Origin of the sequence: Corynebacterium sp. CCUG 51687, assembly GCF_024453995.1 — a bacterium.
Lineage (GTDB): Bacteria > Actinomycetota > Actinomycetes > Mycobacteriales > Mycobacteriaceae > Corynebacterium > Corynebacterium pseudogenitalium.
The window spans coordinates 187,934-212,209 of the sequence record NZ_JAGPYT010000003.1 but is presented as its reverse complement, the minus strand read 5'-3'; the positions used below and the strand labels follow the sequence as shown (position 1 = coordinate 212,209).

Annotated in this window: 23 protein-coding genes and 1 other RNA gene; 10 read left to right on the top strand and 14 right to left on the bottom strand. The window is 63.9% G+C overall.

Translation table 11 applies throughout. From position 1 onward, the window contains the following. Positions 1-33: 33 nt before the first annotated feature. Positions 34-762, top strand: a complete 729-nt coding sequence (locus tag KBX13_RS04635; protein WP_256020950.1) for a hypothetical protein — start codon at positions 34-36, stop codon at positions 760-762. 1 nt (position 763) lies between these two features. Here KBX13_RS04635 and KBX13_RS04630 read toward each other — a convergent pair whose 3' ends face one another. The 3 genes from KBX13_RS04630 to thrC are packed head-to-tail and all read right to left on the bottom strand — an operon-like array spanning position 764 to position 3,371. After that, on the bottom strand, positions 764-1,789 hold the full coding sequence (locus KBX13_RS04630; protein ID WP_256020949.1) for a trypsin-like serine protease: 1,026 nt from the start codon (positions 1,787-1,789) through the stop codon (positions 764-766). Continuing rightward, positions 1,779-1,922, bottom strand: coding sequence for a hypothetical protein (locus KBX13_RS04625; RefSeq protein ID WP_168156175.1), 144 nt, complete (start codon positions 1,920-1,922; stop codon positions 1,779-1,781). The genes KBX13_RS04630 and KBX13_RS04625 overlap by 11 nt, the downstream gene beginning before the upstream one ends. Positions 1,923-1,925: 3 nt before the next feature. Then, on the bottom strand, positions 1,926-3,371 hold the full coding sequence (gene thrC / locus KBX13_RS04620; protein WP_256020947.1) for a threonine synthase: 1,446 nt from the start codon (positions 3,369-3,371) through the stop codon (positions 1,926-1,928). Positions 3,372-3,442: 71 nt separating this feature from the next. Here thrC and KBX13_RS04615 point away from each other — a divergent pair, with 71 nt between their 5' ends. Beyond that, complete coding sequence (locus KBX13_RS04615) at positions 3,443-4,771, top strand: nitrate/nitrite transporter (protein ID WP_256020946.1); 1,329 nt, start codon at positions 3,443-3,445, stop codon at positions 4,769-4,771. A gap of 10 nt (positions 4,772-4,781) precedes the next feature. Here the strand turns inward: KBX13_RS04615 and KBX13_RS04610 are convergent, their stop codons facing one another. Genes KBX13_RS04610 through glnA form a run of 3 tightly spaced genes read right to left on the bottom strand, consistent with a single transcriptional unit; the run spans position 4,782 to position 9,491 of the window. Then, entirely contained in the window at positions 4,782-5,087 is a 306-nt protein-coding gene (locus KBX13_RS04610) for a hypothetical protein (protein WP_256020944.1), read from the bottom strand. Positions 5,088-5,102: 15 nt separating this feature from the next. Next, positions 5,103-8,147 carry a bifunctional [glutamine synthetase] adenylyltransferase/[glutamine synthetase]-adenylyl-L-tyrosine phosphorylase gene (locus KBX13_RS04605; protein ID WP_256020943.1) on the bottom strand — a complete coding sequence of 1,015 codons (3,045 nt, stop codon included), beginning with the start codon at positions 8,145-8,147 and terminating at the stop codon, positions 5,103-5,105. Positions 8,148-8,156: 9 nt separating this feature from the next. After that, positions 8,157-9,491, bottom strand: a complete 1,335-nt coding sequence (gene glnA / locus KBX13_RS04600) for a type I glutamate--ammonia ligase (RefSeq protein WP_070363460.1) — start codon at positions 9,489-9,491, stop codon at positions 8,157-8,159. A 106-nt stretch (positions 9,492-9,597) separates the two neighbouring features. Here glnA and KBX13_RS11510 point away from each other — a divergent pair, with 106 nt between their 5' ends. Then, on the top strand, positions 9,598-11,148 hold the full coding sequence (locus KBX13_RS11510) for a CYTH and CHAD domain-containing protein (protein WP_070477928.1): 1,551 nt from the start codon (positions 9,598-9,600) through the stop codon (positions 11,146-11,148). Positions 11,149-11,169: 21 nt separating this feature from the next. Here the strand turns inward: KBX13_RS11510 and KBX13_RS04590 are convergent, their stop codons facing one another. Further along, the gene (locus KBX13_RS04590; protein WP_071568562.1) at positions 11,170-11,373 is read right to left on the bottom strand and encodes a hypothetical protein; all 204 of its coding nucleotides are present in this window, start codon (positions 11,371-11,373) and stop codon (positions 11,170-11,172) included. Positions 11,374-11,410: 37 nt separating this feature from the next. Here KBX13_RS04590 and KBX13_RS04585 point away from each other — a divergent pair, with 37 nt between their 5' ends. Beyond that, positions 11,411-12,604, top strand: a complete 1,194-nt coding sequence (locus tag KBX13_RS04585) for a galactokinase (protein WP_256020941.1) — start codon at positions 11,411-11,413, stop codon at positions 12,602-12,604. Positions 12,605-12,606: 2 nt separating this feature from the next. Here KBX13_RS04585 and rnpB read toward each other — a convergent pair. From rnpB to KBX13_RS04565, 4 genes are all read right to left on the bottom strand, one after another. Then, an RNA gene (gene rnpB / locus KBX13_RS04580) (RNase P RNA component class A) lies at positions 12,607-13,020 on the bottom strand. A 40-nt stretch (positions 13,021-13,060) separates the two neighbouring features. Beyond that, on the bottom strand, positions 13,061-14,212 hold the full coding sequence (locus KBX13_RS04575; RefSeq protein WP_256020939.1) for a bifunctional RNase H/acid phosphatase: 1,152 nt from the start codon (positions 14,210-14,212) through the stop codon (positions 13,061-13,063). A 4-nt stretch (positions 14,213-14,216) separates the two neighbouring features. Next, positions 14,217-14,900 (bottom strand): zinc ribbon domain-containing protein, encoded by a 684-nt coding sequence (locus KBX13_RS04570; RefSeq protein WP_070975120.1) that lies wholly within the window; start codon positions 14,898-14,900, stop codon positions 14,217-14,219. Between the two features lie 17 nt (positions 14,901-14,917). After that, the gene (locus KBX13_RS04565) at positions 14,918-15,763 is read right to left on the bottom strand and encodes a Nif3-like dinuclear metal center hexameric protein (protein ID WP_071572405.1); all 846 of its coding nucleotides are present in this window, start codon (positions 15,761-15,763) and stop codon (positions 14,918-14,920) included. A gap of 35 nt (positions 15,764-15,798) precedes the next feature. On the opposite strand from KBX13_RS04565, the gene KBX13_RS04560 reads away from it, so the two are divergent. From KBX13_RS04560 to KBX13_RS04545, 4 genes are read left to right on the top strand one after another with little or no spacing between them, the layout of a single operon-like run. Beyond that, on the top strand, positions 15,799-16,446 hold the full coding sequence (locus KBX13_RS04560; protein WP_256020937.1) for an HAD hydrolase-like protein: 648 nt from the start codon (positions 15,799-15,801) through the stop codon (positions 16,444-16,446). Continuing rightward, entirely contained in the window at positions 16,436-16,900 is a 465-nt protein-coding gene (locus KBX13_RS04555) for a low molecular weight protein-tyrosine-phosphatase (protein ID WP_256020936.1), read from the top strand. The genes KBX13_RS04560 and KBX13_RS04555 overlap by 11 nt, the downstream gene beginning before the upstream one ends. Before the next feature lie 38 nt (positions 16,901-16,938). Further along, positions 16,939-17,862 carry an SURF1 family protein gene (locus tag KBX13_RS04550; RefSeq protein ID WP_256020933.1) on the top strand — a complete coding sequence of 308 codons (924 nt, stop codon included), beginning with the start codon at positions 16,939-16,941 and terminating at the stop codon, positions 17,860-17,862. Further along, positions 17,862-18,446 carry a hypothetical protein gene (locus tag KBX13_RS04545; RefSeq protein WP_256005259.1) on the top strand — a complete coding sequence of 195 codons (585 nt, stop codon included), beginning with the start codon at positions 17,862-17,864 and terminating at the stop codon, positions 18,444-18,446. The genes KBX13_RS04550 and KBX13_RS04545 overlap by 1 nt, the downstream gene beginning before the upstream one ends. A gap of 191 nt (positions 18,447-18,637) precedes the next feature. On the opposite strand, the gene KBX13_RS04540 is transcribed toward KBX13_RS04545, so the two are convergent. After that, complete coding sequence (locus tag KBX13_RS04540) at positions 18,638-19,228, bottom strand: TetR/AcrR family transcriptional regulator (protein ID WP_256020932.1); 591 nt, start codon at positions 19,226-19,228, stop codon at positions 18,638-18,640. 76 nt (positions 19,229-19,304) lie between these two features. On the opposite strand from KBX13_RS04540, the gene KBX13_RS04535 reads away from it, so the two are divergent. Further along, positions 19,305-20,279, top strand: coding sequence for a hypothetical protein (locus tag KBX13_RS04535; protein WP_070362153.1), 975 nt, complete (start codon positions 19,305-19,307; stop codon positions 20,277-20,279). 960 nt (positions 20,280-21,239) lie between these two features. Here KBX13_RS04535 and KBX13_RS04530 read toward each other — a convergent pair. After that, positions 21,240-21,788 carry a hypothetical protein gene (locus KBX13_RS04530; RefSeq protein ID WP_145945240.1) on the bottom strand — a complete coding sequence of 183 codons (549 nt, stop codon included), beginning with the start codon at positions 21,786-21,788 and terminating at the stop codon, positions 21,240-21,242. Positions 21,789-21,820: 32 nt separating this feature from the next. Further along, entirely contained in the window at positions 21,821-22,753 is a 933-nt protein-coding gene (locus tag KBX13_RS04525; protein WP_070362152.1) for a hypothetical protein, read from the bottom strand. 260 nt (positions 22,754-23,013) lie between these two features. Here KBX13_RS04525 and KBX13_RS04520 point away from each other — a divergent pair, with 260 nt between their 5' ends. Continuing rightward, positions 23,014-24,123 (top strand): site-specific integrase, encoded by a 1,110-nt coding sequence (locus KBX13_RS04520; RefSeq protein WP_256020930.1) that lies wholly within the window; start codon positions 23,014-23,016, stop codon positions 24,121-24,123. Positions 24,124-24,276: the final 153 nt, after the last annotated feature.

Below are 24,276 nucleotides of genomic sequence, written 5' to 3'. Positions count from 1 at the left end.
GGGTTCAAGTGTACTTCGGTTACTATTTACGGCATGTTGCACACCACCACTGATGACTCCGCACAGTCTGTCGCTTTGCTTCGCCGGGTGCCAACTGCACTGTTTGTGGCGGTGTACGGAGCGCTCGTGGTGGTGCTGGCCTCGCTGGCAGTCGCGTTGTACGCCTACCAGCACAACGCTCCGCAGGAGACTCGGCTGCAGCGCGAACTAGTGTTTCAGCCCGAGGCACCGCAGGCCGACATCGCGTCGATAGAAGCGAGCATCCGGCCGTACCTGATCGCGGATGCAGAGGTGCGCGAGGCGCATCGCGGCGCAGCGCTGCGCGGCGACATCACGGATACCGCGGTGCAAGACGTGGACTCGTTCGCGGGGCACCTCTCACGCCTGCTGCAGCAGAACTGCATCCCCGGCGTCGAGCTGCGCACGGGCAGCAACCTCAACATGAGTTTGTGGGACTACTGCCACGACGCTCCCGCACCAGAATCGATTGCGCAGCTCATTCGCCTCGCGGTAGGTTACGACGCCGACTTCGTCGGGTTCCTGCACTACCCGTTCGGACAGAAAGTCAAGGTAACGTGGATGAACGTGGCCGACGAGGCTGATCGCGACAGCCTCATCGCAATGTGGGAAGACGTTGGCCTCCCCGACGGCTTCGTCGAGGTGATTTACCAGGCTTACGGAGCTGGCGAAGTGACCACGCTCGAGATTGATGACAAGGGCAAGCACGACTTGCAGACGAACCCGACGCCCGATACGCAGTAGCTCACCACTGCTGTTCGACCCACTGGGCGTCCGGCACGACGCGCTCGATGACGCTCAGAATTTGATCAACGTTGGAGTAGGACATCATGATCGGGTCCTCCATGCCTTCCCAGCAATCCTCTCCTGAACGGTCGGCTTCCGTCCCGGAGACCACGCCGATGATGGTGGCGCGCCCATTCACGTCTGCGAAGACGGGGCCACCCGAGTCGCCGGAGGAGGCGCAGACGCCTGCGATGTCGCCGCGGGACTCACGTTGTTCTTCGTCGTCGTGGGCGGTCACGATCTGAACGCGGCTCGCGGCCTCGAAGTGGCCGCAGGTGTAGCCGGTGGTTCCGCCGGTCTTGCAAACACGGTCAACGGGCCCAATGTCGGCGCCGATGCCAGTTGGGATCGGGTCGCCGACGAGCGGCACGGCGCGGTCCGTGTCGTAGATCTCGATAATGCCGACGTCGATGCGCTCCGCCTCTGGGTCCTCTACATCAGGGGTGTAAAGCCCGGAGTAGATAAACCTACCGACTTCCTGCGAGTAGTCGTTCGTGTCCGAGGCCCCCTTCGGCCACACCAGGTTGCCTTCACGCCCGCAGTGCCCGGCGGTGACGGCGTAGGAGCGGCCGTCGGCACCCGAGAACGTGAACGCGACGGTGCAGGACTGCGCGGTGAAGCGCTCCCCCGGCTCCGGGTAGTGGTCCGTGGACTGGATCAGGGAGCCCGGCGCCCACGGTGCGAACTCGGGCACCAGGATCCGGTTGCCCGTTGCCGCGGCAGGCGGTTGCTCCCCGGGTCGCTGGACGGCTTCCTGGGCTTGGCGCTCCTCGGCGGTGCGCGTGTCTATTTCAGAGGTGTGCAGGCCCAGCCACACCACCATCCCGACCAAGCACAGCGCGGTGACGATGACGGTAAACCACGCGGCACCACCTAGCCCGCGACGAGGCGCCGGCTGCCCTACTGGGGCGACCGGCTCCGGGAACGTCCACTGTTGCCCGTTTTCGGGCTGGTATTTCTTGGCGAGGTCGCCGCTACTGCTCATCGCCCGCTTCATCGTCAGCGAAGGCGGGGTCGCCCTTGGCAGCTTCTTCCTTCTGAATCTTCATGTCTCGGATGAACTTCTCGGGGTCGAACTCGGTGAAGTACTCCGGGCCTGCGAACTGTTCCTGTGCCATGTGCTACTTCCCTTCGATGGAGTCTTGGATAAAGGCCTTCACGGCGTCGGCGTCATTCGGCAATTCGGTGACGTGCCGTGGTTGGTCCATGATGCCACGGAAGCGCTCAGGCACCTCCGGCTGGGTGCCGGTGGCCTCGACGATGGTCTCGGCGAACTTCACCGGCAGCGCGGTCTCCAGCACGACGACAGGAGTGTTGACGTCACCGCTGACAGCACGAGCGGCGTGGACACCGTCGGCGGTGTGCGGGTCAATCAGCACGCTGGAGCGCTCGTGGACCTCGCGGATGGTCGCCACGCGGTCAGCGTGGGTGGACGAGGAGGAGCAGAAGCCGAACGCGTCGCGGATGCGGTCGAGGACGTCTGCGCCGCCGAAGTCCTCGGCGTCGAAGCCGCCGTCGTTCACCTTGGTGCCGAAGAGCTCGCTGGTCAGCGCGGCGTCACGCCCGACGGCGTCGAACATCATGCGCTCAAAGTTCGACGCCTTCGAGATATCCATGGACGGCGAGGACGTCGCCTGAGTCTCGGCCGCGCTGCGCGGGCGGTACTGGCCGGTGCGGAAGAACTCGTCGAGGACGTCGTTCTCGTTGGTAGCCACGATCAGGCGGTCAACTGGCAGGCCCATCCGCTTGGTGATGTAGCCCGCGCACACGTCGCCGAAGTTGCCTGTCGGCACCGAGAAGCTCACCTTCTGCGAGTTGTTCTCGGTCACGCGCAGGTAGGTAGAGATGTAGTAGACCGTCTGGGCCAACAGGCGCGCCCAGTTAATGGAGTTGACGGCGCCGATGGCGTACTTCGCCTTAAAGTCGGCGTCGCCGTTGACGGCCTTGACCACATCCTGGCAGTCGTCGAAGACGCCGTCGAGGGCGATGTTGAAGATGTTCGGATCGTCCAGGCCAAACATCTGGGCCTGCTGGAATGGCGTCATCCTGCCAGCTGGGGTGAGCATAAACACGCGGATGTTGTCGCGGCCGCGCATCGCGTACTCGGCAGAGGAACCGGTATCGCCGCTGGTAGCGCCCAGGATGTTCAGGTGGCGGCCGCGACGGCCCAGCTCGTATTCGAAGAGCTCGCCGAGCAGCTGCATCGCCATATCCTTAAACGCCGCGGTTGGCCCCTCGGAGAGGTGTGCCAGCCACAGGTCGTCCTCGAGTTTGGTTACGGGGACGATGGCGGCGTCGTTAAATACGGGGGTGCGGTAGGCGCGGGCGGTGATCGCTTCGATGTCGGCGTGCGGGATGTCGTCGATAAAGAGCTTGAGCACTTCGGCGGCGAGTGCCGCGTACCCGCGCTCGGCGAGCAGCGTGCGCCAGCTGTCGAGCTGCTCGGGGCTCAGCTGCGGGTACTCCACGGGAAGGAACAAGCCGCCATCCGGGCTTAAGCCCGTGAGCAGGATGTCGGTGAACTTGTAGGTTGTGCCTGCGGTATCGCGCGTTGAAATGTAATCCACGGTTGCACAGTCTACGTGACGCACCGGACCCGCATGCCGGATTGCCTAGCCGGGGGAGTACCTTGTACCGCATGCCCCATTCCAACTCCCCTGTCTCCCAGACCAACGATCCACAGCAGCGCGTCACCCGGCGCGCCCTGTTTGTGTGGTTCGGCGCGGTCGCGGTGTACGTGGTCGCCATCTTGGGCCGCACGTCCTTCGGCGTCGCGGGAGTTGAGGCGATCGACCGCTTTGGTATCGACGCCTCTCGCATCGCCGTGTTCACCGCAGTACAGGTTGGCGTGTACTCGTTGGCGCAGATCCCGACCGGGGTGCTCATCGATAGGCAGGGTCCGCGCTTCATGCTGATCGTCGGCGCGCTCGTGATGGCGGTGGGCCAGATCCTGCTCGGGTTTACGTCCTCCTACCCTGTCGCGCTTGCGGCGCGCGTACTCATCGGCGCGGGCGACGCCACGGCGTTTCTGGCAGTGATGCGCATCCTGCCGAGCTGGTTCCCGCCCCGTAAGACGCCGCTGTTTACGCAGCTGTCTACTGCGATTGGGCAGATGGGTCAGTTCCTGTCCGCGGTGCCGTTCTTGGCGCTGCTGCACGCGAAGGGCTGGCAGGTCGCGTTCGTCTCGCTCGGTGCGGTCGGGGTGTTCGTGGCGCTCGCCGCGGTGGTCGCGGTGGCGGACGCTCCCACGAAGCCTGGCGAGGAGGCTGTGGCCAAAAGTGCAAAGGTGCCGCTTCGCACCACGCTCTCGACGGTGGTGCGCTCGCCGGTGTGCTGGGAGGCCTTCTTCATCCACGGGTTCTCCATCTTCCCGATGGTCACTTTCACCCTGCTGTGGGGTGTGCCGATGATGACGCTCGGCATGGGCCTGAACGAGCAGGAGGCCGGCACGGTGCTCATCGTGCTGACGGTGTGCATGATCGTCGCATCGCCGGTGCTCGGTGCGGTCTCTGCACGCCTGGGCGTGCGCCGTGACATGGCGGTCATCGTGCTGTGCTCGCTGACGCCGCTGATGTTTTTGTGGTTCTTTTCGACGTCCACTCCGCGCGGCTTCGGCGCGATCCTGGCGGTGGTGATCGTGATGGGCACGGTGGTGCCCGCGTCCAACTTCGGCTTCGATAACGTGCGCGAACACGTGCCACCCGCCATGGTGGCGACCGGCACCGGCCTGGCCAATATGGGCGGTTTCACATCCTCCATGGTGGCAGCCCAGGCGGTGGGGATTTTGCTGGACCACTCGGCAGATTCGGTGCAGTACACGTGGGAGGACTTCCAGTACGCCTGGATCGCGGTCTACGTGCTAGCAATCCTGCTGATGGTGGGCCTGCTCGTGGCACGGGCGAAGGCGCAGCCGCAGATGCGCCGACTCAAGATCGTCGAGCAGGCGCCACCGCGGGCTGCGAACTAAGAACACCCCGCTAGCGCCGCGGCGGTTCCTGACGCCCGGTCAGGATGTCCACGACGGAGCGGATGGCGGCGTCGCCAAGCTGCGGCAGCGCCGTGGCGCCCGGAGAAGAGGTCGTCGGGTGTTCCTCGTGGGCGCGCTCGGGCACGCGCTGCTGGTGGGCATCCACGCTATCTGGTTCAACGGCGATGCTCAGCGTGGAATCTTCCAGCTCGAGTGCAGTGTCGGAGGTGACGCCGGCGACGCGGGCGGCGTCGACAAGCGCGACGAGGTCCGCGAACGTTGCATTATGAAGGTCAATTGAGATCTGTACAGCCATGGGCACCAGCATAAGTTATTCGAACTCAAGCGACGGGGCCTCGCCCCAGAACACCTCCTCGACCACGCGGTATGCGCGGCGGGTGGTGCGCCGGTAGTCCTCCAGGAACTGCTGCTGGTGCTCCGGGCTGTAGCCCGCGGAGCCTGCGACGGGGCCGAGCTGCGTGCCCGGCGCGGGCAGCTGGTCGGTGCGCTTGCCGGTGACCAAAACGATGGCGTTGCGGGCCCTGGTGGCCATCAGCCATGCCTCGCGCAGTTGGCAGGCCTGCTGCGGTTCGATCACCCGCGGTAGGTCGTCTTCCGGGTCGGCGAGGTAGTCGAGCGCCTCCAGTGTGGAGGTGGTGTGCAGCGCAGGATGGGTGTGCGCGTGCATCATGGTGAGCAGCTGCACAGTCCACTCGACGTCGGCGAGCGCCCCGCGGCCCAGCTTGGTATGGGTGGCGCGGTCCGCCCCTCGCGGCAGGCGCTCGTTATCCACGCGCGCTTTGATGCGGCGGACCTCCCTGATGTCCCGCTGGCTGGCACCTTCCGGCGGGTAGCGCACTGGGTCGATAACGCGGAGGAAGTCCGCGCCGAGGTCCCGGTCACCGGCGATGGTGACGGCGCGCAGCAGCGCCTGGCGCTCCCACGCCTCGCCCCACTCGGTGTAGTAACGCTCGTAGGACTCCACCGTGCGCACCACCGCGCCAGAGCGCCCCTCGGGGCGCAGCCCCAGGTCGACCTCGAGCGGCGGGTCGGCGCTCGGCTTGGCCAGGCGCGCGCGCATCGCCTCAATGACCTTGGCGGCCCACACGGTTGCCTCGTGGTCGTCGTAGCCCTCGTTGGCTGTGGCAACCACCATCACGTCTGCGTCCGAGCCATAGCCGAGCTCTGCCCCGCCGAGCCTGCCCATGCCGATCACCGCTATTCGCGCCGGCGCTGGGCGCTCTGGGTCCTGGTGCTGGGCGCGCATCTCGGCGGCGAGCGCGGCGCGCAAGACGGCGTCCCACACGTAGGTGAGCTCCTCGCAGACCTGTCGCACCTCCATGAACCCGAGCAGGTCGGCAGCGGCGATGCGCGCGAGCTCCGCCCGACGCAGCGAACGCGCCACCGACACCGCGCGGTCCGGGTCCTCGTAGCGCCCGGCGGCTGCGACGATCGCCTTCTCCACTTGGTCGGGTGCAGCCTCGAGGAGGCGCGGCCCCGAGGAGCCGTCGCCGAAGAGTTTGACCACCTCAGGAGCCGCGATGATCAGCTCGGAGGCGTACGGGCTGGTGCCCAAAATCTGCATGAGACGCTGGCTAACCACGCCCTCGTCGCGCAGCATGCGCAAAAACCAGCTCTTGTCCTCCGCGGCCTCCGAAAGCTTGCGGTAGTTCAACAAGCCCGCGTCCGGGTCCGCGGTGCCACCCAGCCAGTGCATCAGCGACGGCAGCAGGATCGCCTGCAACTTCGCCCGGCGCGAGGTGCCCTTCACCAGCGCGGTGAGGTGGTCGTGGGCGCGGGCCGGGTGGCGGTAGCCGAGTGCGGCCAGCTGGGCCTTGACGGCGTCGGCGCTCAAGGTGGCCTCGCCGTAGCTCAGGTTCACCACAGCGCTGAGCAGCGGGCGGTAGAAGATGCGCTCGTGCAGGTTGGCCACGGTGAAGCGGACCTGCTTGAGGCGGGCGCGCAGCGCCTCAGTGGCGGTCGCGCGCGGGCCGGTGCGGAAGCCCGAGGTGCGCGCGAGCCACCGCAGCGCCTTCGCGTCGTCCGGTTTGGGCAGCTGGTGGGTGCGCTTGAAGCGGGTGAGCTGCAGTCGGTGCTCGAGCAGGCGGAGGAACTCGTAGGCGTCGATCAGCTTGGCGCCGTCCTCGCGTCCGATGTAGCCGCCGTCGGTAAGCACCTGGAGCGCGTCGACGGTGTTCTTCACCCGGATGCTCGGGTCGATGCGCCCGTGGACTAGTTGGAGCAGCTGGACGGCGAATTCGACGTCGCGAAGCCCGCCGCTGCCCAGCTTGAGTTCGCGCTCGCGCAGGTCTTTCGGCACGTGCTCGAGCACGCGCCTGCGCATCGCCTGGACGTCCTCGACGAAGCTTGTGCGTTGCGACGCCTCCCAGACCAATGGGCGCAACGCCGCGATGTAGCGCTGCCCCATCTCGGCGTTGCCTGTCATCGGACGGGCCTTGAGCAGTGCCTGGAACTCCCAGGTCTGCGCCCAGCGCTTGTAATACGTCAGGTGGCTGTCAACGGTGCGCACGAGCGCGCCGGACTTGCCCTCGGGGCGAAGGTTGGCGTCGACTTCGAAGAAGCACGCGGTGCCCAGCTGCATCACGGTGCTGGCGGTCTTGGTGGCCGGGGCAGTGGCTGGTTCGGCGACGAAGATGACGTCGACGTCAGAGATGTAGTTCAGCTCGCGGGCGCCGCACTTGCCCATCGCCATGATCGCGAGGCAGGAGTCGGGGTCGTCGTCGCCGTAGGTTTCGCGGATGGCGACGGCCAGCGCTGCGGTCAGGGCGGCGTCGGCAAGCGTGGTGACGTACTCGGTCACCTCGCGGTAGCCCACCTCACCTGCGAGGTCCGAGGCGGCGATGCGCATCATGAGGGTGAGGTAGTGCTCGCGAAGCGGTGCGGTGGCGCTGGCGTGGCGCGACCACTCCTGCCCCGCGCGGTAGGTGCCGGGGGTGGTCAGGTCCTCGCTTGCTGTGTCGCCCTCGAGGCCCGCCGGCGCGGCGTCGACGGCCGCGAGCAACGTGCGGAAGAGCTCCTCGCTGCCTGGGAGCGGCTCGAGCAGGCTGCACCAGCGCTGCGGGTGCGCCACCAGGTGGTCGGACAGCGCCGTGGAGCCGCCGAGCAGCGCGAACAGCCGGGTGCGGAACTGGCCGTCGGCCGCCAGGTGGGACTGCACGTCCTGCCAGGATGGGGCGTCGTCAAGCGCGCTGAAGAGACGGTAGAGCGTGTTGAGCGCCAGGTCTGGATCGCCGGCGTCGGCAAGCGCTGCGAGCACCTTCGCATCCGTGATGCCGAGCGTGGCTAAGTCCTCGGCGGCGCGGGGGCTGGTCAGCCCGAGCTTCGCAGGGTTCGGCAAGGGTGCATCTGCAGACATGGTGTTTCCTTAAAGGTCGATGCCGCTTTCGATCTCCCACGGGGTGATCTGGGAGGTGTAGGCGTGGTACTCGTCCCACTTCGAACGCAGGAAGAACTCGAAGACCTGCTCCCCGAGCACTTCTGCCATGAACTCGGAGCGCTCCAGGTGGCGCAGCGCCTGGTCGAGTGAGTTCGGCAGGTCGCGGTACCCCATCGCGCGGCGCTCCCGGCGAGTCAGCGCGAATACGTCGTCGCGGCTTGGCTCGTCGAGCTCATACTCCCCCTCGATGCCGCGCAGGCCCGCTGCCAGCACCGCCGCGTACGCAAGATACGGGTTGCAGGCGGAGTCCAACGAGCGGACCTCGATGCGGCGCGAGTCCGCCTTGTGCAGGCGGTAGGTGGGCACGCGCACCATCGCGGAGCGATTGGACACGCCCCACGTCGCCGCGGTCGGCGCCTCCGAGCCGAACTGGAGGCGCTTATACGAGTTGACCCACTGGTTCGTCACCGCGGAGATCTCGTTGGCGTGCTCGATGATGCCCGCGATGAACTGGCGGCCCGTCTTGGACAGCGAAATCTCATCGTCCGGGTCGTGGAAGGCGTTGGTCTCCCCCTCCCACAGCGAGAAGTGGGTGTGCATCGCGGAACCATCCATGTCCGCGAACGGCTTCGGCATGAACGTTGCGTGCACGCCGTTGGCTTCCGCGACAGTCTTCACAATGTAGCGGAAGGTGACCACGTTATCGGCCATGGTCAGCGCGTCGGTGTGCCGCAGGTCGATCTCCTGCTGGCCGGCGCTGGCCTCGTGGTGGGAAAACTCAGTGACAATGCCCATGTACTCCAACGCGGCGATCGCCTGGCGGCGCAACTTCGGCGCCTCGTTGCGCTTCGCCTGGTCGAAGTAGCCGCCCTTGTCCGCCGGCACCGGGTCCTCCCCAGGCATGTTCTGCTTGAGCACGTAGTACTCGATCTCGGGGCTGGCGTTGAACTCGAAGCCGAGCTCGCGCGCGTGCGTCATCTGGCGGCGCAGTACCTGGCGCGGGTCCGCGTAGAGCGGGTCGCCGTCCGGCATGGTGATGTCGCAGAACATGCGGGCGGTCTGCAGGCCGGTGCCTTCGTCGAACGGCAGCGGCTGGAAGGTAGAGGGGTCCGGGCGCAACAAGGTGTCGGACTCGGAGATGCGGGAGAAGCCCTCAATGGAGGAGCCGTCGAAGCCCACGCCCTCGTCGAAGGCGGCCTCAAGTTCGGCGGGGCTCATCATGACGGTTTTCAGGGATCCGAAAATGTCAGTGAACCACAGGCGGATGAACGCGATGTCGCGCTGTTCAACCATGCGAAGTACGTTTTCCTGTTGCGTGTCCATAGTGTTGTACCCTACTGCGCCTGCGCTCATGCCGCCGCGAAAGTGGGCGAACGCGTTAGACTTTGCGGTGACCGCACATGCTTCGTGTTGAAAGTAGGGCTTCGCCGTGGCTGCACCACATGAGTACGTAGAAATTGAGATCAAGTTAGCTGTCGACGACTCCACCGCCGTCCCCGACATGCGGCAGCTGCCGGGGGTGTCCGCGCTCGCGAGCACGAGCCACCAGCAGCTCTCCGCAATCTACTACGACACGGCTGACCTGCGCCTGACGCGCGAGAAGATCACGCTGCGCCGCCGCACGGGAGGCCCGGACGACGGCTGGCACATGAAGATTCCAGCAGGTCAAGGCCGCACCGAGCTACGCTGCCCACTGCAGGACCCGCACACGGTCCCGCAGGAGCTTGTCGACGCCGTCCGCGCCATCGTGCGCCGCCACCCGCTGCAGCCCATTGCCCAGGTGGACAACCACCGCGTGGAAACCATCCTCGCCGACGAGGAAGGCCAGCCCGTCGCCGAGTTTTGCGACGACCACGTCTCCGCCCGCTCCCTGCTACCAGGGGGTTCGCACACCACTTGGCGCGAGTGGGAACTCGAACTCACGGAGCAGGTCGCGGGCACCAACGCAGGTGCGTCCCTGCTGCGCCAGGCGGAGCGTTACCTGCTCTCCTCCGGCGCTCGCCCGTCCTCCTCGCCGTCGAAGCTGACGTCCGCGCTCGGGGACTCGTTGGCGAAAGCTCCGCTGCCTCCGCACCTCACCGAGGCACACCTGCCTGCGGATTCCCCGCTGCATTCGCTGTTAACTTCCGTACGCACGCTTCGTGACACCATCGTCCACGGCGACCGCGCCGTACGCGCCGACCAGTGGGACTCGGTGCACCAGCAGCGAGTGGCAATCCGGGAGCTGCGCTCCATCCTGCGCACCTTCGACGGGCTCGTGCAGGGCGATGCGTTTTCGAAGATCGAGAAGGAACTCAAGCACGTCGCGGGCGTGCTCGGGGTGGCGCGAGACGCTGAGGTGGTGCACGCCCGGTGGTTGCAGCTGCTCGACACTGACGACTCCGGCTGCATGGATGATGCTGCCGCAGCCCACCTGCGCGAGGATATGCACAGCGTGTACAAGCTCGCGCACCGCAACATCGTCAACATGTGCAACAGCGACGCCTACCTCAACCTTCTCGACGCCATCGATGAACTCATCGCGAACCCTCCCCAGGTGCGCGAGGGCATCAAGGACAACGACGAAGCCCTGGCCCGCCACGTGCGCAAGGCATATAAGAAGCTGATGAAGCGCCACGCCAAGGTCGACGACCGCTACCACGACACGTCACTGCCGCGCGCGAAGCGCGAGGCCTACGTGCACGACGTGCGCAAGGCAGCCAAGCGGCTGCGCTACGCAGCGGCAGCCACCGGCGACCCGAAGTTCAAGCGCCTTATCAAGGCCTGCAAGCGCCTGCAATCGATGCTGGGTGATTTCCAGGACTGCGCGACCTCGCGCGAGGAGCTGCTGGTGCTTGCGAAGCTGGCGCGCCAGCGCGACGAGGACGTGTTCGCCTACGGCATGTGCTTCCAACGCGAACTCCGCGACGGTGAAAAGGCACTGCGCGGCTACTTCGGCGCGATCCGCGAAGTAAAGAAGGCGGCACAGAAAGCCCTGTAAGCCCTGTACGTGCAGTAGGGGCTACTTCTCCCAGGAAGGTGGGGTACCCCAGTTGTCCTCGGCGGCGTCCTCCGCGTCCGCCTGCTGGTTACGCGCGGCCGCGATGCGCAGCGCATCCTCGGCTTCCTCGCGCGTCTTGTAGGGGCCCATGCGGTTTTCCCAGGACTGCACTTTGCCCTCGGTGATCTCGCCGGTGGTCGGGTTGTAATAGAAGTTTCCGCTCATGGCGCCCACCTTAGCGCCACGGGTATGGTTGTGCCCTATGAATGTCCAACAGGAGATGCGTGCTGCACATGCCCACCATGCTGGCTGCGCCCCCGACCACGTCGCTTCCGCGCCGGCAACGGTGGTGGTGGCTGGTGATGGCGTCGATAATTATGGCGGGGCGAGCATCATCGGGCTTGGCCCACAGCGGGTGTGTGCCGCGGTGAGCCGCAGGTCGGACGATGTCATTTCGCTCCAGTTCACGCGTGCCGACGGCCAGATTCTCGCCGCGACCAGCACGCTGGCGGCGCTCAACGCCCCTACCGCGGGCACCGAGGAAGCGCAGCTCGCGCACCGGATTACCGGGCTGATCCATACGCTGATCCACCGCCAGGTGCTTTCCCGCGAGACCACGGGAATGGACATCTCGGTGGTCTCCCACGTCCCGCACGGAGTTGGCCTCGGCGAGATTGCCGCGGCAGAAGCCGCCATCACGTTGGCATGCGCCGGCGCCCACGACGATATCGACGCCCCTCCCCTGCGCACGAAGCTTGCGGAGGTCTGCGCACAGTCCGCCACCGCGTACGCCACGTCCAGCCCACTGAAGGCGCGCTACACCGCGGCGCTTCGCGGCCACGGCACCACGCTGAACCTTGTGGAACAGGCAGACGGCTCGGTCACGCAGATCACCCACCCGGAGCGCCTTGGCCTGCGAATGTTCGTGGTGGCCAAGGAGCAGGCACCGCAGCCGGACGCGTTCGCGGAGTCGATGCGGCGACGCCAGGAGTTCATCGAGACGGCAGCAGCAAACTTCGGCGTGACCTCGCTGCGCCAACTACCTGACGCGACCGCGCGCGTGGTCCAGTGGGTGGAGGCCCGCCACACCGTTGGCGATAGTTCCGCACCGGATCCGAGGCGCGCACGCGCAGTGCTGCAGCGCTGTGAGGACGAAACGGCACGCGCACTGGGTGCGGCGCAGGCGTTGCGCTCGCAGCAGATCGATGCGCTGGTCGACGCGCTAAGCCCCCACGCGGGTGACGCCGCCGATGAGGCCCTGGCAACCCCGGCGCTGCTGAGCCAGCTCGCGTGCGAGTGCGGAGCGAGCGTCGCAAGACCAGCCGCACCTGGGGTCTCCCAGTCGGTGCTGGCGCTGGTGCCGACGTCGAAAGCCGAAAACTTTGCCTCCCGAATGAAGGAGAACCTGCTGGTCATCCCGATCACGACGGGTGAGGTTGGCAGGATCGAAGTGTAAGGCGAATGAGCCAGCCTATAAGCCGGATTCTGTACCCGTGCCCGTAGGCGCGGGCGGCAACCATCCATCTGTGCGTCCCATCGCTGGGCGCATCAAGCAGCTACCTTCGGACTGGGCGGGCAGCCTCATCACGTCCGACGACCCCAGCCTTGCGGCTGCGGTTCTTGCCTTGCTCCCGGTGGGGTTTACCTGGCCACGCACATCACTGTGCATGCCGGTGCGCTCTTACCGCACCCTTTCACCCTTACCCACCCAGTTGCCTGGGTTGGCGGTGTACTTTCTGTTGCACTTGCCCGCGGATCGCTCCGGGTTGCTGTTAGCAACCACCGTGCCCTGTGGAGTCCGGACTTTCCTCGGTCCCCGCCAGCCACAACGCGTGTGGCGGTTCGGGGCGACGCGGTCGCCCGGCCGGCTCATTCGCACTGTGCCACTCTACAACACAGCGGCCGGTGCGCTTTATTTTCGGTGGTGGGCGACGTCGTTGACGCAGCGCACCACGCCCATCTCCCCGTAGAACTCCACCACAGAAATCGACGCCAAGTCCAGAAACAGGTGCTTGAACACTTCAGCGCTCACGTTCAGCCCCTGGCGGATCACCGACTTGATCGGCGTGGTGTGCGCCACCAAGAGGATGGTTTTGCCTTCGTAGCGTTCCTGGACGCGCAGCCGGGCACGCGTGACGCGGCGGTGCAGCGATGCCAGCGACTCCCCGTTCGGCGGCGCGGTGGCGGCGGAGGCCTGCCACGCCTCGAACTCCTCGGGGTAGCGCTGCTGCGCGTCCTGCCTGTTGAGCGCCTCAAAGTCACCGAAGTCCACCTCGCGGAAGCCCTCCTCGGTGACGATGTCCTCGTGCGCAATCCCGAGCGCGTCCGCGCAGGCCTGCGCGGTTTGCTGGGCACGCGCCTGCGGTGAGGCAACGATCACGTCGATGTGCCCCATCTCGGCGAGCGCGGCTGCGGCCCGGCGCGCCTGCGCCTGCCCGATTTCGGTGAGCGGCGGGTTGGCCTGCCCACTGTAGACGCGGCGGGCGGAGTGTTCGGTTTGGCCGTGGCGCAGCAGCACGAAGCGGGTGCGCGGGGCGTCGGTGCCGGACCAGTGGCCGGGGCTGGCCGTCTCGTGGGGCTGTGCCTCTTTTGGTGCTGCCGAGGCGACCTGCTTCGGTGCTTGCGCGGGCGCCTCGTGTGCAACGAGACCCTGTTTGCCCTTCGCGGCGGCGTCCATGGCTACGTTGGACAGCTCGTCGGCCTTCTTGTTCTTGGCGCGCGGCACCCACGTGTACGTCACCTTGGTGCACGTGCGCGCGAGCTGCTTCGCCTCCAGCGCCAGCTGCTGCATGTCGGGGTGCTTGATCTTCCAGCGCCCGTTCATCTGCTCGACCACGAGTTTGGAGTCCATGGACACCGCGACTTCGTCGGCGCCGGCGTCGATGGCGGCCTTCAGCCCCTCGATGAGTCCGTGGTACTCCGCGACGTTGTTCGTGGACTTCTTGCCCACCGCGTAGACGACTTCCGCCAGCGTCTCCCCGTCCGGGCCGTAGACGACGGCGCCGCTTCCGGCCACGCCGGGGTTGCCGCGGGAGCCGCCGTCGCAAAACATGGCTACCTTCATGCGCCTACTCCTGTACCTGGGTGCGTACCAGCAGTGTGCCGCAGTTCGGGCACATTGGGACCTCGTCGGCCGGGGTGGCGTTGACCTGGTTGCGCTCGGTGGCGGGCAGGGCGATGAAGCAGCCGTTGCAGGTGCGGCCGTTGAACGCGGCGGCGCCGATTTCGTCGTAGGCCTCGAGGACGTCCGCGGGCAGCTGGCTGCGCAGTGCTTCGGTGTCCACGCGCTCGCGTGCCGGGAGAGCGTCCACAGCGCGCTGCGCGGCCTCGACCTTACGCTCGAGCCCGTCCAGGCGAGCCCCATGGTTGTCGCGGTTGTTGCGCAGCGCCGCGATCTCGTTGTGGGCCTCCTTCAGCTCATACTGCAAATCCGCGATGCGCGACTTCGTGGTGTAACGATCGTGTTGCAGGTCCTTGCGGCGCTCCTCGTCTGTCTCCGCGCCGAGCATGCGCTTGTTGTCCAGGTCGCGGCGCTTGAGCTTGCGCTCGTCTTCCTGGATGCGCAGGATCTCCAGCTCCATGTCGTCGACGGCGAGCTGCGCCGCAGACGCCGCACCGCGCATGCGCTCGAGCTCCGCGGTGAGGCGCTGCAGCTCCTTTTCCTCCTCGCTCGTGGCCTCGGGGTGGGCGGCCTGGCGGTCAGCCTTGGCAAGATTCAGTAGTACCTGCTGGAGTTCTACGGCAAGTTTCACGGGGAAGCACTGCTCCTTTACTTGGCTTGATTCGGGTGGGCGGAAACGGTCCACGGGTCCGTGCGCACCGGGATGATGCACGTTTCCACGCCTAGCGGGTTCACGATACCCTCTGCCTGCTGCGTCCACGGAAATTCACTCGCCCAGTGCGCAGTATCGATCACGGCGGGCCCGCCTGCGCGCAGGTGCTCGTCGACTGGGTGGTGGCGCAGGTCCGAGGTGACATAAACATCGACACCGAGCGCCCTGGCGTCGTCGAGGAAGCTGTCGCCCGAGCCGGAGGAGACGGCGACGGTGCGCACCATCTGCTCCGGGTCGCCTGCGGCGCGCACGCCCCACACGGTCTCTGGCAGGGCGTCGGCCACGCGCTGGGTGAACTCGCGCAGGGTCATCGGCTCAGGCAGGGTGCCCACTCGCCCAAGGCCGGTGGCTCGCTCGAGCGCCCCCGGCGTATCGACGTCCACATCCCCCACCGGGCGAATCGGCCTGCCGGGCCGAATCCCGACCAGCTCCGCCAACTTGTCATTGACCCCCGGGCGCGCCGAGTCCGCGTTCGTATGCGCCGCGAACAACGCGCAGCCGCCGCGGATCAGCGTATGCACGACCTTGCCCTTCGGCGTGTTCGCCGCAACCGAGTGCACCCCGCGCAGCAGCAGCGGGTGGTGGACGACCAGCATGTCCGCGCCTTCCTCCAGCGCGCGCTCCACCACGCTCATCGTGCAGTCCAGGGCAAACGCCACCTTGCGCACAGGCTCGTCCGGGTCGCCGCAAATCAAGCCGACCTGGTCCCAGCTTTCGGCGAGTTCGGGCGGGTAGGCGGCCTCGAGTGCCGCGACAATGTCTCCTACAGTCTTCGTCGTCATGGCAACTAGCCTACAAACCTGGAATGCTGGTGGGCGTGACACTCCAAACAAACCGCCCGACCGTGCTCTTTGACGTCGACGGCACCATCCTCGACTCCTTCCCAGGAATCCGCGAAGGCTTCCTGCGGGGGCTCGCCGCCATCGACATCGCCCCGCCTGACGAAGCGTTCATCGCGAAGATCCCGGGGCCGCCCATGCGCGAGTCCTACGAGAAGGCCGGGTGCACACCCGCGCAAGTCGACGCCGCGATGCAGGTCTACTCCGACTTCATGAGCACCGACGGGTGGCAGCAGTTCACCGTCTTCGACGGCATGGCCGAACTGATCGCCCAGCTTGACCGGGATGGGCTCCGGGTGGGCACGGCGACGTCCAAAAGCGAAACCTTCGCTACCCTTGCGCTGCAGCGCGCGGGCATTTGGCCGCACCTGGACTTCCTCGGCGCCGCCGACCACGAGCACGGCCGCAGCACCAAGATCGCGGTGCTGGAGTACGTCCACGACACCTTCGCACCAAAGCGCCCCATCATGGTCGGCGACCGCACCCACGACTTCACGGGTGCCGCCCACTTCGACATCCCGTCCGTCGCCGTGACCTGGGGTTACGGCGACGCCGAGGAGTGGGCACAGGCCACCCACACCGCACAAACCGCAACCGAGCTCAAGGAGATCCTCTATGCATATTGATTTCGTGTGCACCGGCAACATCTGCCGCTCGCCCATGGCGGAAGTGATCATCGCCGCCAAACTTGCCGACGCCGGCCTCGCCGACCACGTCCGCGTCACCTCCTCCGGCATCGGCGGCTGGCACGTCGGCGGCCCCGCCGACCCGCGCGCCGTCGCCGAACTCGCCAACCACGGCTACGACGGCACCCGCCACCGCGCCCAACAGTTCGGCGCCAACCAAATCGACGCCGACCTCATCGTCGCCCTCGACACCAACCACGTCTCCGAACTCATCGCCCGCGGCGTCCCCGAGTCCCGCATCCGCCTGCTGCGCTCCTTCGACCCAGTCGCCCCCGAAGGCGCCGGCGTCGAAGACCCCTACTACGGCGGTGCCGACGGATTCCAAACCACACGCGAACAAATCGAAGCCGCCGCCCCAGGTATTATCAGCTGGGTCAAAGCGCAGCTAGACTAGCCGGAGTAAACAAGGGATCTGTGAAAGCGGGAGCAACAATGCAACCTGAAACAGGTGCACAACCATGGTGGAAAACGTTTCTGACCCCCGGGTGGGTCATCGTCGCCATCCTGATCGTGCTGTTCTCCTACTTCGCGTTCACCCTGCTGGCGCCCTGGCAGCTCCATAAAAACGAGGCACTCGTCGAGCGCAACGACCACATCAAGACCGCCTTCGAGCATGACCCGGTGCCGATCGGAGAGGTCGTCGACAAGCAGGGAGCCCTTGCTCCCGACGCCGAGTGGACCCGCATCACCGCAACCGGCACCTACGCCCAAGACAGCGATGTGCTGCTGCGCCTGCGCCCCATCGACCGCACCCCCTCCTTCCAAGTTCTCACCCCATTCCACCTGGACAACGGACAAAGCGTGCTCGTCAACCGCGGATGGGTCCCCGCCATCGGCTCCACCCAAGTCCCCGACATCGACGCCCCACCCACCGGCGAACAAACCATCTCCGGCATGATGCGCGTCGACGAAGGCGTACACCCCTCCGCACCCCTCAACGACCAGGGCTACACCATGGTCTACTCCATCAGCCCAGGCCAAGTCGGCGAACTCACCGACACCACCCTGGCCAGCCCCTACGTCCAACTCCTGAGCGACTCCCCCGGCGACCTCACCGCCATCCCCCTGCCCATGCTCGAGACCGGCAACCACCTCTCCTACGGACTGCAGTGGATCGCCTTCGGCATCATGGCGCCCGCCGGCCTCATCTACTTCATCTGGGCCGAAACCCGCGAACGCCGCCGCTTCAAAGAAGAACAAGCCGAGCTTCTCGACGCCCCCTCCGAACCCGCCGAGCCTGTTGCTCCCGCCTCCGCCCCCGCTGCTCCCGCTGCTCCCGCTCAGGCGCGGTCCCGCTACGGCACCCAACGGCGCAACCCCTGGGCCAAATCATACGAAAAGGAAGAAGAACGCTAATGCCCCACCAGCTGACCCAACGCGACGTCAAACATCTCGCCCGCTGCCTCACGCTGCTCGGTGACGCCAACATCCACCTCGACGCCGCCGCCGAACCCGCCGACATCGAAGACGCCATCCTCGACGACCTCGACGCCTTCCGCGAAGCCCCGATGACCACGCTGCTCGGCCTGCGCGGACCCCACAACGCCCCGCTCATCGACTCCGTCGTCCACAGCGTCCCCCAAACCGACAACGCCTTCGTCCACCTCCTCGACTACATCGCCCTCGCCGCCAAAGCCCTGCGCGCCGAGCTGCGCGAAGTCGCCGTCTTCCCCGACCCCGACAACATCGAAACCGGCTCCCTCCGCCTGCGCGTCGGCGAATGGGACGTCACCGACATCGACATCCCGGCCGGTTCTTCTGGTTCTGCTGGCATCGCTGATGCCGAACTTGCCATCATCGGCGCCCTCATGCCCCTCGACGCCGAAGCCGTCACCTTCCAGGCCCCGCAAGGAGTCGGCGTCGTCCTCGCCGACGTCGTCCCCGGCACGCCGCAGGCCAGCATGCAGGCCGTCTTCACCGCCATCGAGGCGGAGCTGTAGGGGTTTCTGGGCGTTCGCCTTCGGGGAACTTTCCTGGGCTACCATGCCGATTCTGCTCCGGTCGAGGTGTTAGAAGCGTGCGATGCAGGTCGACCATTTCTGCCCAGCCTGGCCGATTTTCAGCGACCAGCATCGCACTCCTTGAATACCTCGACCGGAACTTCTTTCGGACCTTTAGGCAGCTCACCCTCCTACCCCTGCGCGCGCTGCTCGAGACCGTCCAGCAATAAATCGATGAGGTTCGGAACCAGGTTTTTTGCCACGTTATTGACCGGCACCCCGGCTGGCAGTGGACGGGTCACCACACCAAGGCCGATGTGGAACTCAATGGGGTCTAGATCTTCGGGGCATAGGTGGGCAGCTTTGGCAGGGTCGAGGAGGCGGTTGTAGCAGGCACGGATCTCCCTAATCCGCTTCTCGATCACGGGTTCGCGCCGCTTGATAGTCGCGGGGTCACTCATGGAATCGGCGAAGATCGCCTGCGCAAGCGCCGCGTGTTTGAGGTCCCCGATTTCGTGGGTGGCTTGGCGCCAGGCGTTGCGGGGGACGTCGGCAAATTCGTCGAGGTGGCGATCGATGACGTGGTTGATGTCCTCCACCGCGTGTTCGCCAATGGCATCCAGGAGGTCGATGCGCTCCGGGAAATGTCGCGTGGCTGTCGCCACTCCAACCTCGGCTTCCTTCGCGATGGCGCGCATGGAAACGCCGGGGCCGACGTCGATAAGAAGTGAGCGGGCTGCGGTGACGATGGCCTCGCGGTTGTCGCGTGCGTCTTGTCTCATGCTTGACAGCTTAACAAATGGAACACTATGTTCGGTTTGTGTAAGTGAAACACTGCGTTCCATATAGGAGGTTCCCGTGAACGCAACGAACAACTCAACAGTCAAGGCGGTCGGCGCCGTCATTGGAATCCCGATCATCATTGGGCTCATGCTCTTCGCATTCCTCGCACCAACCTTCGCATCAGGCCCGCGCAATGTGCCGCTGGCGGTTGCGGCGCCGGGACCGCTCGTCGAAAAGATGGAAGCAACACTAAGCGAGGACGGCCCCACCCTCCTCGTACGCGATTCCGACGAGGAAGTGCGCGATGCGATCGCACAGCGTGAAGCGGTGGGTGGGCTCGTGGTCACCCCGCAGGGTGCGACGGCATACACCGCCTCCGGCAACGGCGCACCGTATGCGCAGATGATCGAGGGCATGGCGGGACAACTCGAAGCTCAGGGCATGGACGTGACTCGCGAAGACCTCGCGCCGACCTCCCCGGACGACCCGCAAGCGACCGGCCTTGCGCTGCTCGGACTGCCGCTGGCGTTCGGCGGAATTGTCTCCGCCGTCATCGCGACACTCGGATTCCGCGGAAAGAAGTGGACAAAACTCGCCGTTCTCGTGGGGATTGCTGCGCTCGGGTCGCTGGTCGCGACGTGGATGCTGCACTCCGTCTACGGGACCCTCACCGGCAGCTTCGGGATGGAGTGGTTCGGCATCGGCTGCGGCATCCTCGCGACGTCGCTGCTCACCGCCGGTTTGGGCGCAGTCATCGGGCTGCCCGGCGTGGGCCTCGGCGCGATCCTGACCATCTTCGTCGCCAACCCGCTCTCCGGCCTGGCCACCGGGCCGTGGCTCCTCCCCGTCGGCTGGTCGACGCTCGGCCAGTGGATGCCAATCGGCGCCACCGGACACCTCGTGCGCTCCCTTTCCTACTTCGATGGCCTCGGAGCAACCCAGAGCTGGTGGGTATTGCTCATCTGGATCGTGGTTGGGCTCCTGCTCCTGTTCTTGGAGCGAGGTCGCGCTGCTGAGTCTGGTGCTACTGAGGCGGTTGCGGACCACTAGAGAAGGTCCTGCACGTTCCTGGGCATTCGCTGTGCACCACAATCCATTACGACCCCTGACGACCTGAGCAAATGCAAAGGTGCGTCGCGAAAATCCTAGATTTTGGTGCGCCACCCCTTGCGCTCTCGTTCTACCACTGAAATAGTTCCCGGGCTCGGGAACTATTTTTCGTTTTGGGCCTGTTCCCGTCGACCACCACTCACGTCTTCCCAGGTCGCGACGGATGTCCACAAAGATTGTTCCCGGTTTCACTGATGAACTACCAGTCAGTTTCCGTTCCGGTCGAGGTGTTAGAAGCGTGCGATGCAGGTCGACCATTTCTGCCCAGACTGGCCGATTTTCAGCGACCAGCATCGCACTCCTTAAAGCCCATGCTTTGAACCCGGCACCAGATACTCTCACGGGCTAAAGCCCTGAGCTTGGTCATTGCCCCTCCTTGAGTCGGTCGATGTGTACCTGGCTAAACCCGCACCACATGCCCACCAGCTCACCACGTGCGTCGTGGACCTCCACTAGTGGCAGCTCTTGCCAGCCCTTCATTTCCATCTCCACAATCTTCACGGGGTAGTCGTCGAGCTGTCAGACCTGCACGACGACCCCGCAGCGTGTGAGTGCGCGGATCGTGGTGGTGCACCGCACACAGTGTGGGCGGCTGTAAACGGTCGCGGTCATCATTTCATCTGTCATTGCCTTCTCCTTTGTAGAAGCCGATGATTGTCTGTAGGTCTTGGAGGGTGGTGTGTTGGTTGGTTCAGTGGGAGGAGGTGCGGGTGGTGGCGGTGGCGATTTTGAGTTCGCAGTTTTTCATGGGTGGTTTCTCCTCAGTGGTTGGGTGGTTTTGGGTATTAAAAATGGCCCCTGCACGAGGTTGTGCGGGGCCAGGCGGCGCAGCATGTTTAATGCTCCAGCTAGACTGAGAAACTTCGATTTCTCAATAATAGAGCTCTTTATTTTATCCGGTCAGCCATGCAATTCGCGGGTAGAGGAAACTTGCCGAGCTTGTTTAATAGCATCGCGATCTGCAGCAATGACAATTTCGGTGAGTTCTCCAAGTAGCCAAACTAAACGAATTGAAGAGTGCGCGAGTAACAGGAATCCTGCTTGAAATATGTATGGGGCAATACTCGGACAATTGAGAAGGCTAAGAAGATTAGCAAGTGTGAAAGCAAGGACTGCGAAAAATCCAGATGATGTGGAACTTATCCAATTGGACTTTAATGCTTTCCCTCCAAGTACTCGGAGATTTTGAAAGCGTTTGCCGTTGGCAGTCAGAGCAAATATTACTACTACACCAGAAAAACCCGATACTGTAGCTGCAGCCCCAAGCGCGCCGGTATAGAGGGACTCAGTTCGATCTGGGGTCGCAGAGTCTGACAACGCATGCCAGATATCAGGTATTTGACCCGTCAGAGCAAGCAGCGCATGTAACATAGTGAGTGTTAGCAGCGTTGCATCAATTAGACGTGGATAAGAACGAAGTATCTCCTTCCGTGTCTTTCCCCACTTCATTGTATGCCTCTCTGCCTTCTATGGGATAACTTCTAAAGTTTACGAAGTTTTTCGCGAAATTTACTGTTTGCTTCAAGCATTCCCTGAAGAATATGCTCGGGCCCTGGTTGCTCATTTTCTTCGTTCTGGAACGATTCTTTAATCGTGATTCGATCGGAGATGAAGTCAATCGAATCTTTGCGCAGCTTTCCATCCTTGTCCCAATTGGTCAAGGTGGCCTCAGCTTTTTTGAATTTCTGAATATCCGTTTCCTTACCAAACAGGTTGACAAGCGCAGTCTTAATATCATCCTGTATTGAGGGGGAGACCGTATAATTGCCAAAGCTTAGAGTGATACCTACCGTCATCTGATTTCCGGTGTCGATTTCTTTAGCTTTCGCCAAAGCTTTACTCACACTGTCATCCCCATCAAGTTCTGCAAGGTCTACATCATTGTCGAGCGTGAGCTGAAGTCTAGTTGCACCATCAGCTTCTTGCAGACGTCTGAGTTGGTCCCTACGGACAAACGGGGTTAATTCGAAGCGATTTCCGCTTTGAAGAGTATTGAAATGGTGAGAAATTGCTGCGCTAATGGCGGAGACTGTAGCTCCATTCTGAGTTCTCGATATTGCTACTACGTTTTCGTGCCCTGATGCGGTCAGGTAGGCACCTTCGATGAGATGACCACCGATACCAGTTTGAGCGAGCCTCTCAATTTGGTCGCTGCCCTGGTCTCGATGGTCAGGCCAATCGTCTTTAGAACGAACCTTTCCAATATACAGGAACTTTACGGAAGGAGATTTTATACTTGCTGCCTGGACAATATAGTCCCTCCCATAGTGCTTAAATGAAAAGCTCGACCCATCTAAAGCATTAATCTCATCCCAAATATCGTTCCAAAATGTACTTGGGATATCGATAGGTTGGTCATCCTTATCCCACCATTTTGGTGAGTAGTAGAAAATCGTCCGGTTCTTCGTGGCCATGTTTCGTCTCTAATTGAATTGGGTGTACTAGAGCCGATTTTAGCTAATCTCTTCCTCCGTATATCCGGTATGGATAACTGTTGCTATGGGGTCGCTAAAATCCCAGGTCAGTTTGTTGCCGCAGTTTGGACATGTGGTTGAGTGTTCCCAATCCTGCGGTTCAGGTATGGCCGAAGGGTTTTCCCAATGTGGCCATGCAGAAAAACCAGAAGTGCCAGGGGGCCACCAATCCAACCCAACAAAGGAAGGACACACCCATTATGGCAAGCATCACCCCATACAAAACAACGACAGGCCGCAAATGGCGCGTCCAATACCGAGACCCCACCGGAAAAGGCCGCACCAAACAAGGCTTCGCAAGAAAATCAGACGCCCAAGCCTGGGCCGCGAAAAACACCACCGCCATGGGAGACGGTGACTGGATCGCCCCCGAACTCGGCACCACCACCATCAACGACCTTGCCAACACATGGAAACAATCCTGGGCGCACCTCAAACCCGCCACCAAAAGCATCAACGAATCAACATGGCGCATCCACGTCGAACCCATGTGGGGCGACCGCCAAATCAAAACCATCCGCCAATCCGAGATACAGGTATGGCTCGGCACCATCAAAAAACACACCTCCGGCAAACACCCCGAACCAACCAACGAACCAGCATCCCCAACCACCGTACGCAACTGCCACATGGTCCTCGCCCAAATACTGGACCTGGCAGTACAAGACCGCATGATCCCATCAAACCCGGCGCGTGGGGTGAAACTCCCCAAAAAGAGCCCCGGCATAAAGGTGTACCTCACCCCAGGCCAGCTACAAGCCCTTGTGCGTGAATGCGGCGACATGGGTGACCTCATAGCCCTACTCGGCACCTCCGGGCTACGCTACGGCGAAGCCACCGCCCTGCGCGTCGGCGACATCGACTTCCTACGCCGCCGCATACGCGTCGAACGCAACGCCCGCCACACCACGGCCGGCCCTATCTACGGCACCCCAAAAACCGGCGAGCAACGCACCGTAGCGATCACCGAGTGGGTTGCCGGTCTGCTTGAGAAGCGCACGCGCGGCAAAACGAAAGACGCCCTGCTGTGGACCGCAACCAACGGCGGGCCACTGCGACCCCTGGGCCACACATCATTCTTCGCGCACGCAGTGAAACGCTGCCAAGGCAAGGACACGTCGTTCCCGTCGAAGCTCACCCCACACGGGCTACGCCACGTCGCCGCCGGGCTCATGGTTGGTTCCGGGGCGAGCGTGAAGGTCGTACAACGACAATTGGGCCACGCTTCGGCAGCAATGACACTCAACGTTTACGCTGATTTGTTTGATGGTGACTTGGATGTCGGCTTAAGGGACATTTTGTGTGTATAAATCTATCTGGTTTCCTGGGATGACCTCGGACAACAACCAGATATGGTTTTCAAAACAGTTCCATTCGCCCGTTTCGAGAAACCAACACCAAATGACGTCTGGTGTGTGGTATGAAGTCTGCGGGTAGCGCAGGGACCCCAGCGAGATCGAGTG

Coding starts and splice junctions, on each gene's coding strand:
- KBX13_RS04635 (WP_256020950.1), top strand. CDS start 34: ATGTTGCACACCACCACTGATGACTCCGCACAGTCTGTCGCTTTGCTT.
- KBX13_RS04630 (WP_256020949.1), bottom strand. CDS start 1,789: ATGAGCAGTAGCGGCGACCTCGCCAAGAAATACCAGCCCGAAAACGGG.
- KBX13_RS04625 (WP_168156175.1), bottom strand. CDS start 1,922: ATGGCACAGGAACAGTTCGCAGGCCCGGAGTACTTCACCGAGTTCGAC.
- KBX13_RS04615 (WP_256020946.1), top strand. CDS start 3,443: ATGCCCCATTCCAACTCCCCTGTCTCCCAGACCAACGATCCACAGCAG.
- KBX13_RS04610 (WP_256020944.1), bottom strand. CDS start 5,087: ATGGCTGTACAGATCTCAATTGACCTTCATAATGCAACGTTCGCGGAC.
- KBX13_RS04605 (WP_256020943.1), bottom strand. CDS start 8,147: ATGTCTGCAGATGCACCCTTGCCGAACCCTGCGAAGCTCGGGCTGACC.
- glnA (WP_070363460.1), bottom strand. CDS start 9,491: ATGGACACGCAACAGGAAAACGTACTTCGCATGGTTGAACAGCGCGAC.
- KBX13_RS04590 (WP_071568562.1), bottom strand. CDS start 11,373: ATGAGCGGAAACTTCTATTACAACCCGACCACCGGCGAGATCACCGAG.
- KBX13_RS04585 (WP_256020941.1), top strand. CDS start 11,411: ATGAATGTCCAACAGGAGATGCGTGCTGCACATGCCCACCATGCTGGC.
- KBX13_RS04575 (WP_256020939.1), bottom strand. CDS start 14,212: ATGAAGGTAGCCATGTTTTGCGACGGCGGCTCCCGCGGCAACCCCGGC.
- KBX13_RS04565 (WP_071572405.1), bottom strand. CDS start 15,763: ATGACGACGAAGACTGTAGGAGACATTGTCGCGGCACTCGAGGCCGCC.
- KBX13_RS04555 (WP_256020936.1), top strand. CDS start 16,436: ATGCATATTGATTTCGTGTGCACCGGCAACATCTGCCGCTCGCCCATG.
- KBX13_RS04550 (WP_256020933.1), top strand. CDS start 16,939: ATGCAACCTGAAACAGGTGCACAACCATGGTGGAAAACGTTTCTGACC.
- KBX13_RS04545 (WP_256005259.1), top strand. CDS start 17,862: ATGCCCCACCAGCTGACCCAACGCGACGTCAAACATCTCGCCCGCTGC.
- KBX13_RS04540 (WP_256020932.1), bottom strand. CDS start 19,228: ATGAGACAAGACGCACGCGACAACCGCGAGGCCATCGTCACCGCAGCC.
- KBX13_RS04530 (WP_145945240.1), bottom strand. CDS start 21,788: ATGAAGTGGGGAAAGACACGGAAGGAGATACTTCGTTCTTATCCACGT.
- KBX13_RS04525 (WP_070362152.1), bottom strand. CDS start 22,753: ATGGCCACGAAGAACCGGACGATTTTCTACTACTCACCAAAATGGTGG.
- KBX13_RS04520 (WP_256020930.1), top strand. CDS start 23,014: ATGGCAAGCATCACCCCATACAAAACAACGACAGGCCGCAAATGGCGC.